Below are 10208 nucleotides of genomic sequence, written 5' to 3'. Positions count from 1 at the left end.
TTGGTTAGCGCAGCGCATGGAATCGAAGCAATGATACACGGAAGCCATTCTATCGGTTTAAGCGAGAGTATTATTTCTGGTGACTCCTTGAGATTAAGGAGTCCTACTGTCGTCGAAGTCCTCACTTTGGCCGATGGGTATACGAATATTTTCGGACACCTTAATAACTCATTGATAAATATCCAGACGCCAGATTTGGCGTTTGGTCATGCTGTAGGCTCCCCGATAATTTCGGGTCAGTTACCTAACCCATTGAAACATAGTCAAGCTGCATATTTGCAGTCTGCTTATAATTTGAGCGTCAGTAATACTGACTCACAAACTTTGCGACCGTCATTTAGTCAAGCACAAAAAGAAAAGGATAGCACGGCGAATGCTACCCTTTGGGATCACGCGTCTTTGCGTCATGAGATAAATCAATTAATTAACTACAACTCTTTAAGAAGTGTAGTTAACCAAGTCAATAATTTTGCCTTGGTTAGTTACTGCTCAGATGATGCTTTGGTTTTGCGTTGGCGGCGTTTGATTTCATTATGGGCCGTCGTGACTACAGTTTGCAAATCAGCACCAATCTTTATTCCTATTTCCTCAATTTGTTTGAGTGTCTTTAGGGTGTCATTCAGATCAGACAAAAGTTGGTTGGCGTCATTTTCCCTATATTGTCGGCGTTCGGCTTCATTTTTTATTGCTGTTGCGATAAATCTTCCAACACTTTCGTTTTTTTTTCGTGTTGCCTCAAGCAATTCAGCGACTTCATGTGGAACACGAGACGCTAATTGTACTGATTTATTGTTGATATTACCCGTTGACATGCTAAACACTCCATTTGAATTGGTGTATAGCAGTATACATGAAAAAACTGTTGAAGTGCATATCACTTCAATGTATTGTGTATATCACCTTGTCGGTTTGGTGCTAATCACCTTATTGAAGGTAGATTGTAAAAACAACAACGCCCCGAAGTGCTGTAACACTATCGAGGCGTCTAACCACAACATTATCGGAGTTAATGCTATGGATGACATACAGCATACCCAAACTCGCCTTAAATTTACATTCCTAATTGCATCGGGCACTCAACGGCTGGTGGATCTTCACCCTGTGCGTCTTATCACGGTACTGGCAGATAGCGAAGGTGAAGCCCGTCTATTGGCTGGCATGTCCTCTCTGATATTCGTTTCTCGTCAGGGGGTGAACCATGCCTAACCCCACACCTCATGGCTATTACACCCATAAGAACGGGGAAACCGTTCAGGTGTTGTCGGTCGCCTTTAACCGCGTGACGTTTGTCCGTGAAGGTTATACCTACCCGTGCATCATGCCATTAAGCCGTTTCACTCAAGAATACACCTACGCAGGGAGAGCCTGATTATGTCTGATATCTATAACCACTTAGTACGTACTAATTTCGACGGTATGAGCACCGAAGAACTCAAAGATTTGCGTATGAATTCCGAAGCGGCATTCAGTGGTGTAATGGCTGCACTGTCCTCAATAGGCGAGTTGGGATTCTGGGCAGAGGCTAATGAAGATTATTCGAAGGAACAGGCCAGAGATGACTTGCGCAGCGTCAGTGAAGCCTTGATGTACTTGCCAAAAATAGCAAAGGCACTCAACGACACAGAGCAGCTCGCCCAGTTTGAAATTCATCACCGCGAGGGGTTCCCCAAATGGTAAGTCATATTGATATTCGTTCGGTGAAAGCAGCGGCGCAAGGCCATTGGGAAGGCTTACTGGTTGCCTGTGGTGTGGAGGTTCCGGCAAAGGGTAAGCATGGTGCTTGCCCGATATGTGGCGGCACTGACCGTTTTCACTTTATGGATGATCATGGTCACGGTGACTGGCATTGTCGCCAGTGTGATAACCCGAATCACGGTGATGGGTTTGATTTGCTGGTGAGGGCGAAGGGGATCACGATTATTGAGGTGGCTAAAGTCGTTGCTGATGCACTGGCGTTACCTTTGCCAGAACCCAAGCCAGCCAGAAAGGAGGCTCCCAAATCAGAGGTTCCTCTGATAGCGGAGAAAGTGAACAAGCTGGTGGCTCAGACTACCATCGGGCAATCTGACTATCTGACCAAAAAGGGGCTGCAATGCCCCAATCAGACGCTACTGAAAGACGGTTCTTTGTTGCTGGTGACTCAGACGCTGGACGGCACAATCACCGGTGCTCAGATTATCAAGCCGAATGGTGAAAAGCGCCTTGTCTCTGGTACGCAGAAAAAGGGGAGTTTTATCCCCTTATCGGCAATCACCGGAATGCCGGACACGATCATCATTACAGAAGGCTATGCAACGGCGTTAACGGTCAGCCAATTGCATGAGGGTTTGGTGCTGGCTGCGATGGATGAGGGGAATTTATCCGCTGTTGCTGAACAGGTCAGGGAACGGTGGCCAGACGTGAAAATCATCCTTGCCGCCGACAATGATTGGCACTCACCGGAGGAACTGGATAACAACGGCAAGCCGAAGAAGAACGTCGGCAAGATGGCGGCAGAGAAGACCGCCAAAGCGATCAACGGGTGGGTCACATTACCACCGACAGAACACAAAGCCGACTGGGATGATTATCGCCAACATCACGGCCTTGAGGCAGCAAAGCAGGTATTCAGTGAAGAGTTATATCAGGTGGGGAAAAAGAGTATGGGTACAACTAACGTTATTGAGATTAATTCGGGAAAGCAGAAGAAAAAGCCAAAAATTGATACCGAAACAGATATTGCCAAGTTAGCCCCCAATCAGTTGGCAACATTGTTAATATCACGATACGGGCAGTTAGCCGTGCATCCTGAATCGCTGACGATTTATCACTATAACGGGGCAACATGGCAACCAATGAAAGACAGCGAGCTATCCCGTGAAATGGCAAACTTCTTTATCGAAAATGAAACCCATTTCGGCATGAGACGGATTAGCGGCGTGGTTGATGTCCTGAAAGTGATTGCCGAGCCTATGGGAGAGACGGGTATTGATTTAATCGGGTTCTCTAATGGTGTACTGAACACCAAAACACATGCATTTAGGCCACATAACCCTGATGACTGGTTACTGCACCAGAATGGGATCACTTATACCGAACCGGAAGAAGGCGAGAACTTAAAAGAACATGCCCCTAATTACCTGAAATGGCTGAACCATGTATCAGGTGGCAACCCAGAAAAGGCCAGACGCATTAAAGCAGGGCTATATATGGTCTTTGGCAACCGTCATGACTGGCAGATGTTTATTGAAGCAACGGGGGCAGGTGGCAGCGGAAAAAGTGTTTTTGCTCATGTAGCAGAACTGTTAGCCGGAAAGCACAATGCGTCGAGCGGTGAACTCAAAGATCTTGATGATGCACGAGGGCGGGCGCAGTTTGTCGGCAAAAAACTTATTTTATTGCCCGATCAGAATAAATACAGTGGAGACGGTGCAGGGCTGAAAGCCATTACAGGGGGTGACAGTGTCGGGATCAACCCGAAATATGAAAAACAATTTTCCATCATGATGAAATGCGTTGTCCTGATAACAGGTAATAAGCCCATGCAGTTTACGGAACGCAATAACGGGATTGCCCGGCGGCGTGTCATTTTCCACTTTAATGACATTGTGGAAGAAAAAAATAAAGACAAGAGCCTGCCAGAAAAGATAGAGGCTGAAATTCCTGTGATTATCCGCGATCTGTTGCGTGAGTTTCCGCAACCAGAGATAGCCAATGCCTTACTGATTGAACAAAGAGGCTCAGGGGAGGCTACAGAGATAAAACGCGAGACAGATCCGTTGATAGATTTTTGCGCTTATCTCATCGCGCTGGAAGGGGCGAGCGGGATGTTAATGGGAAATGCCAATATTACCCCTCCTGCCCCACGTAAGTACCTGTATCACGCTTATATGTCTTACATGCAAGGGAACGGAAATAAGAACTCATTAAGCCTGACCACGTTCGGGCGGTCGATTGATAGCGCCTTAAAAGAATTAGGGAAAAGGTATCTCAGGGAAAGAACGATGCATGGGTACAGGACAAACCTCGAATTAAACGAAACCGAGGCGGAAGATTGGCTTCCACGAGTGCCAACACAATCATAAATATGAAAAGTTTTAGCTAAAAGTGTTCATAGTGTTCATGGGTATAAAAAAGTATATAAATATCAAATAAATAAACCATGAACACTTGATGTTGAAGTATTCATAAAGTGTTCATAACTGTTCATATTTTTATGAAGACTCTACATCAACTGTTCATAAGTGTTCATGGGGTATTCATGATATAAAAATATGTTTTATATGCTAATTATTTAATTATGAACACATGAACACTCAGACGATAAAACTTTTTACACACCATACACGCAAATTAAACGGAGATTAAAGAGTGAACGATACATCGAAGAATACGAAAGATAAAAAGGGTTATTCACTGGCAGGCAAAAAAGAGGCGGCTACACATGATAAAACTTATGGATAATCAGTTAACAGGCCAGAAAATGATGTCTCAAGAGCGTGAACGGTTAAAGAGTTTCGCCAGAGAATGCGAAAGTAAAAATGATACTGAAACGCTCTCTAAAACGTTGATCATGATGGCACACTGGTTTCGGCAAGGCAGCACGATTGCTTTTACTGAGTATGCGTCACAGTGGACAGAAGCCCAGAAAAACAGAACAGACGGTAACGCCTCAACCGAAGCTATGCAGAACGAATGGCAATTCACAGGCAGGCGCTGTATTGAAGATGGTGGCTCAGACTACTGGCAGCAAGGGATCACCTCACACAAGCCCGAAGATTGGATAAATAAGCCGATAGAAGGGCAAATCATTCAGGCGCTGAATTGGCTGATTATCCAGTTCCCCCATTTCAGCACGGACGGGTTAGCTACACGAAGAGGCAAGGAATACGAACACCAACCGCAGCAACTGATCGGTAGTGTTATGTTTTATCGTGAAGTAGAAAGCTGCTTACGCTGGCTGGCACGTCATAACCTGATGGATGCCAAAACCAAACAGATCAGCAAAACAGGGTATTCCACATCGTATAAGTTCAAGCATATCGTTGAGCGCGAGAACGCCAATCAATTCAGTCATACCGATGAGCCTTTCTATATACGCAATGTGGCCTTTATCGTTGCAATGGTGATCGCTGGTTACAAAGTCTGTGCAGAAGATACTGGTTCAATGAATGCTCTGTTCAATATCTCAAAAGCGGAAATCAAGAAATCAGGAATTTTGAATTAGCGGCGTTGTCGAAAATCGACAATGAAAGAAAGTGATTATCCAATTGAAATATAAAAGTAATTTTGTGATTTTAGAGATGTCAAAAAATTGAGCGACAATTGACCGACAACGATTTAACACTATATCTCATTGATATTAAATTATATTTTAGCTCATTGTCAGCGTTATCGGTAACTTTTCACTATATATACAAAAAATAGAACCGGATAAAGAGCCGCTGATAAATTGGTGGCTCTAATATCTGGAATGTATTACATATAAACTGACTACCACAGCGAACAAGGATAATATTGATGTTTCTGCAATGGGTTAAACGTGCGCTTATCTGGATGATAAAAGATATTTTTAATGATATCAGATGGATGGCATCAGCAATGTTTGGGGTATTCACCCTCATTGGCTTATTTGTTGCACACGAATTCAAATTGACTCTGTTCTTTTTTGTTCTGGCAGTAATCCCCTGTTCCCCTGAAATTTGGCGGTTCCTGAAAGCCAGAATAAGCAATAAAGGTATCAGGTAGGCATATCAAACATACTGAGCTATTTTTAACTGCCCCTCTTTAAGAGAGGTAAGTTCTTAATTATCTGTAATCCATCACTTTCACTGATTCCGTTTCAAACGGAAGTGTGACATAGTTATAAACCTGCACCATGCAGGAAATAAAGGATATCAAGGTGTTAAAGGTGGTTTTACGTGAAAAAGGCCACGTAATCGCAGCCTTGAATTAAGTGTGTAGATTTATTGCCAGTTGAAGCAAAAGCGCCTGATTTGACCTGTTTGTTGTAATATGTTTATTAGATTTTTTGCATCATTACTATAATCATAATAACCAGAAAAATAAGCCTTAATTTTAGTATCTAGTCCGGGGTTACCGCCAAAATTTTCCCCGAGATTGTAGACTACACCATCAACTGTTACATAAAGAGTTTTTTTGAGTAACCCCAATAGTTCTGGGAGATAATCAGTATCTGAGGATATCACAGTAAAAAATGCGTCATTTTCCCAATGGAAAGCCAATATTGACAAGTTTGTAATATTAGTCTCATTTTGTACTGATATTAAATCCCCAAAAGCACCTTCGCCCCCGTATAGTTTATTGTTATCATACCCCCAATTACCATCTTTTCGTCCTAATTGAAGCTCAAAAGACAGCATGCAATCTTCGGGCTTTGGTGTTATCTTCACTAATCCCCAATCACAGGCCATTAAGTCTTCCGGTGTTGGTTCCCAAGTCTGCGGTATATTGTTTTTGTCATGCTTCTCAATATGGACAGGTTCACTACCATCATTTTTAGCAGAAAGCTGTATGTATTCATTAGAGTTCCACTTGTTACGACTTAAAACCTTTCCTAAGTACACTTGAATTAACGCCCACGGAAGAGAGCTGACGGGTGGTATACCATCAACTTCAACATCAACTTTCTTCTTATATTGACTGGGATCAAATGGGCAATTAAGGGTGGCATCCTCTGGCTTATTAACTTCAGACATAAACACCTCACTTTATTATTCGCTAAAGGTCATTTCATTCTTCTGTTAACGCACCAGAAACCTTACTTAGGTCAAATTTTCATCTCAATCGGATTCCTACTATAGCAAGGCTTATAATTTGAAAGATGATGTGCGATTCAGTGAGGCGTAAATTCAAAGTTTGGTGCTGATAGTGAATATTCTTAATCCCCTTTCATCAAACCTCACTAAACGGTAGGTGACATAACTCTGCCGTTCCTTGTCTGCCTATAATTTGTGTAATTTTTATTGTTTCATTATTTGCATCATTAGTTTGATTTGTTGCATATATTGCAATAATATAGCTGTATAAATTATCAGCTAAGTTCGACGTTTGCTGGGAAGAATTTCAATAACAGAAAACTAAGGAATCAACGTGGAAAAGACTAAAGTTGTTCAATTAAGCCGACGCATTGAAAGCAATAACGGCAAAGAAGTTTATGAAGAAATTCACTTGCGCGAACCCGTTCTGATTGAGGTTGATCAGTTCTACGATGCACAAACGAAGAACCCTAACAGTTCTTTGCCTGCTATGCGATTGCTGATTGCGCTGGTATCAAACATACCCGAGTCGGTCTTAAAGAAGATGGCGATTAGCGACTTTAACGTTTGCCGGGAGTTTCTTTTGGTTTTTTTGTCGGGGGATCAGGATTCCAGCAATGGCAACGATTAGCGGCAGATGTCACCTATTTTTACCGCTGGGGGCCACAAGATGCGTGGCTCCTGAGTCGATCATGGCTTAGTTGGTGGGCTGAGCAGGCGTAACGCATTATAGAGGCTAAACCTAATGGCTAATGTATTTGACTTTCAAATCAATGCAGATGAGAACGTGACTAAAGCAATTAGTGACATGGAGACACAGGTAAAAAGCCTGTATCCATCATTGAGAGGCGTTCGTGAGGAATTGCGATTTGGCGGCAGCGAAACGCTGGATAATGTCGGCTCTGTCAGCAATAAACTGCGTGACATGTCGCAGTTTGCCAAGGATAACGTTCAACATATCGGCGCTATTATTCCTCCGCTTAAAAATGTGGGTGAATTAACCGCAAAGTATGGCGGTCTTGCCAAAAAATACGGGGGGATTGTCGGCGGGGTGGGCGCTATAGGATATGGCGCAACAAAACTGTATCAAAGCGTCCGGGATGCCGGCAAAGAAGCGATCACCCGCAGTACACGGGCAAAAAACTCAGGGATGAGCGTGGCGGATTTTACCCGTATGTCCGGGGCGATGCAGCTCTCTACCGGGGCTGCAATGGACGAGGCTGATCAGTCTGTCGAATCACTTTATCCCGTTCGTCAGAATGCCCTCACGATCAGAAATAGCGCCACAAAAGCCGAACTGAATAAAATGGGCGTAGAAATAGCAAAAAATAAAAACGATAACGCAGATGTTTACCAGACAATGAAAAACCTCGCGGCGGAATGGAATAATATCGTACCTGAAACGCAAAACACGTTACGTGAGCATTTGGGATTGGATGCTAATACGTTGTCATTTCTGAGGGACGGAGGACGGAAAATAAATGGCAAATTTAAGATTGAAGAGTTATTAAGTAAATCAGATGCTTTTGGACTGACCAAGCAGGATAAAGACAATGAACAAATTGAGAAACTGGGTGAGCGCATAAACGAAGTCGAAGCCAGAGCCGCAGGAGCGTTGAGAGAATTTAGGGATGACATGTTACTGACGGGCTTTGGTCAATGGGATAAGGCAAAAACAGCGGCTAAAGACAAGAATCCGGTTCATGGTTTTTTGACAGGAGCAGCCACATTCGTTAATCCGTTCGGCTTTAATAACGGTGGTGACCAGTTAGCACTACTAGAAAAAGCAAAAAAAGATGATGAATTCAGAAGGACACTGAGCTTTAAAGAAAAGACGGATTTGCTGCTTGAATATGCGTCAGAAGACTTAATCAAAAAGTTAAACACTTATTATTTTCCGAATGAAAAACCCAGCCATGTGGGTGAGAAAGTGCCTGATATGCCTGTTGTGCGGGAGTCCAACTACGCCAACCCGCTAAAAGAATCAGGAAGACAGCCTCGTGGTATTCGCAATAATAATCCTGGGAATTTAGTCGCAGCGCCGAACGCAGTAGGTAAAGACTATGGCAAAACTCACACCTATGTGAAATTTGGTACCGCACATGACGGGATATCGGCTATGGCGCGTCAACTGATGCTGGATGCAGAAAGGGGTCTTAATACTATTGATCTCTTTCTTGATAAATACGCGTCCAAAAAGGCCGGAAACAATACTGAGGCTTATGTACGTTCAGTCTCTCAACGAACTGGGTACGCCCGTAATCAACGTTTAGATATGCATGATCCAGAGGTGTTGAATAACCTTATGGCCGCCATGATTAAGCAGGAAAATGAGAATATAAACCCCTATAGTAAAAAACAGATTACAGATGGCATTAATGATGCTATCCACAGTGATCGCTGGAGGGGGTTGCGAAAACCAGAAATAATTAGAGAACAGCGGTTGAAGTATTCTCTTACCGCGCAAGAACAACCATTCCCATCACTCTACGGTCAGAAGAAAGAGAGTGGGTATGAGGAAGTGATCGCCGCGAACATAGCAAAGGCAGTCAGGGAAGCTATCGGTGATAAGCCTTTTCTGGTTGAAATAGCCTTGGTCGATAACAAGACCGGAGAACGGCAAAGATTCCAAGAAAAAACCACAGGGAAAGTCACCACCTCCATGCAATATCCCTAGCGGAAGAAAGTATTTTGTCCCGATATCAAACCCTCACCAAACGGCGGCATCTCATGATACTGCCGCTTCCTGTTTGCCCTTAATTTATAGCGAATTGTATTGTTGCTTAAATTGCATCATTAGTTTGATTTGTTGCATATATTGCAATAATATAGCTGTATAAATTATCAGCATTTGAGGTTAGAGATGAAAGTCGATAACAAAGCGATTTTACTGACTCGTCAGCAGATGGATGCCTTACGCAAGATCCAGCAGGACGAATACAGCCGTTCAGAACTCGGTATTAAACCCACCCTTCACGAAGTGGCCCGCAAGCTGGTAGACAAGGCTTTATCACAGACAGGAAGATAACAATGGCAAATTACAGCATGTCGAATTTATTGGGATTAGGCCGCTTCAAACGTAAAGCCGCTCACAAAGACACAACAGCTACAGGCTTTAGTCACCTGTCAGCACGGGCTGATGATTCTGGACACTACACGACTTCGCCTGCACAGGAACTCGCTACAGATCTCATCACTGAGCAAGACGAACAACCAGCCGCCCCGAAGAAACACAGCCGTGGTCACAATGTTGCGGTATCGAAAGAGGCAGAAAACAGTCCGGTACTGGCCGTTAAGTTATTACGTGAAACAGACCTGTCTTCGAAGAAGATTAAGGCGAGGTTACAGGATGAACCGGAAGCCCTATCAAAGTTCACCGGTAAGTATATGGAAGAGCATGATCCGTCATGGGAGTTTCTGGATGATGAAGAAAAAGCCTTCAAAGCCATG

At 43.5% G+C, this 10208-nt stretch carries 11 protein-coding genes and 1 pseudogene; 10 read left to right on the top strand and 2 right to left on the bottom strand.

Features of this window, described 5'->3' with window-relative positions:
- Positions 1 to 482: 482 nt before the first annotated feature.
- On the bottom strand, positions 483 to 812 hold the full coding sequence (locus Xhom_RS30830) for a YlcI/YnfO family protein (protein WP_069314978.1): 330 nt from the start codon (positions 810 to 812) through the stop codon (positions 483 to 485).
- A gap of 202 nt (positions 813 to 1014) precedes the next feature.
- On the opposite strand from Xhom_RS30830, the gene Xhom_RS18895 reads away from it, so the two are divergent.
- From Xhom_RS18895 to Xhom_RS18870, 6 genes are all read left to right on the top strand, one after another.
- The gene (locus Xhom_RS18895) at positions 1015 to 1206 is read left to right on the top strand and encodes a hypothetical protein (RefSeq protein WP_069314979.1); all 192 of its coding nucleotides are present in this window, start codon (positions 1015 to 1017) and stop codon (positions 1204 to 1206) included.
- Complete coding sequence (locus Xhom_RS18890; RefSeq protein ID WP_071933813.1) at positions 1199 to 1369, top strand: DUF4222 domain-containing protein; 171 nt, start codon at positions 1199 to 1201, stop codon at positions 1367 to 1369. The genes Xhom_RS18895 and Xhom_RS18890 overlap by 8 nt, the downstream gene beginning before the upstream one ends.
- 2 nt (positions 1370 to 1371) lie before the next feature.
- Positions 1372 to 1677: a hypothetical protein gene (locus Xhom_RS18885; protein WP_069314980.1), complete on the top strand. Its 306-nt coding sequence runs from the start codon at positions 1372 to 1374 to the stop codon at positions 1675 to 1677.
- A complete protein-coding gene (locus Xhom_RS18880; RefSeq protein WP_069314981.1) occupies positions 1671 to 4064 on the top strand; it encodes a primase-like DNA-binding domain-containing protein in 2394 nt (797 codons plus the stop codon). Before Xhom_RS18885 ends, Xhom_RS18880 begins: the two co-directional genes overlap by 7 nt.
- Positions 4065 to 4423: 359 nt before the next feature.
- Positions 4424 to 5206 carry a hypothetical protein gene (locus Xhom_RS18875; protein WP_145957479.1) on the top strand — a complete coding sequence of 261 codons (783 nt, stop codon included), beginning with the start codon at positions 4424 to 4426 and terminating at the stop codon, positions 5204 to 5206.
- 293 nt (positions 5207 to 5499) lie between these two features.
- Positions 5500 to 5727: a hypothetical protein gene (locus tag Xhom_RS18870; RefSeq protein ID WP_069314982.1), complete on the top strand. Its 228-nt coding sequence runs from the start codon at positions 5500 to 5502 to the stop codon at positions 5725 to 5727.
- A 218-nt stretch (positions 5728 to 5945) separates the two neighbouring features.
- On the opposite strand, the gene Xhom_RS18865 is transcribed toward Xhom_RS18870, so the two are convergent.
- On the bottom strand, positions 5946 to 6698 hold the full coding sequence (locus Xhom_RS18865; RefSeq protein WP_069314983.1) for a Thoeris anti-defense Tad2 family protein: 753 nt from the start codon (positions 6696 to 6698) through the stop codon (positions 5946 to 5948).
- Between the two features lie 394 nt (positions 6699 to 7092).
- Here Xhom_RS18865 and Xhom_RS18860 point away from each other — a divergent pair, with 394 nt between their 5' ends.
- The 4 genes and pseudogenes from Xhom_RS18860 to Xhom_RS18850 form a co-directional block, all read left to right on the top strand.
- Positions 7093 to 7389, top strand: coding sequence for a phage tail assembly protein (locus Xhom_RS18860; RefSeq protein WP_069314984.1), 297 nt, complete (start codon positions 7093 to 7095; stop codon positions 7387 to 7389).
- Positions 7390 to 7503: 114 nt separating this feature from the next.
- Positions 7504 to 9435: a hypothetical protein gene (locus Xhom_RS18855; RefSeq protein ID WP_069314985.1), complete on the top strand. Its 1932-nt coding sequence runs from the start codon at positions 7504 to 7506 to the stop codon at positions 9433 to 9435.
- Positions 9436 to 9621: 186 nt separating this feature from the next.
- Positions 9622 to 9786, top strand: coding sequence for a hypothetical protein (locus Xhom_RS30825; protein ID WP_169928490.1), 165 nt, complete (start codon positions 9622 to 9624; stop codon positions 9784 to 9786).
- A gap of 2 nt (positions 9787 to 9788) precedes the next feature.
- Positions 9789 to 10208, top strand: a pseudogene (locus Xhom_RS18850) (hypothetical protein); the annotation flags it as partial.

This window comes from Xenorhabdus hominickii, assembly GCF_002632725.1.
GTDB lineage: Bacteria > Pseudomonadota > Gammaproteobacteria > Enterobacterales > Enterobacteriaceae > Xenorhabdus > Xenorhabdus hominickii.
This window is presented reverse-complemented; position numbering and strand designations above follow the sequence as displayed.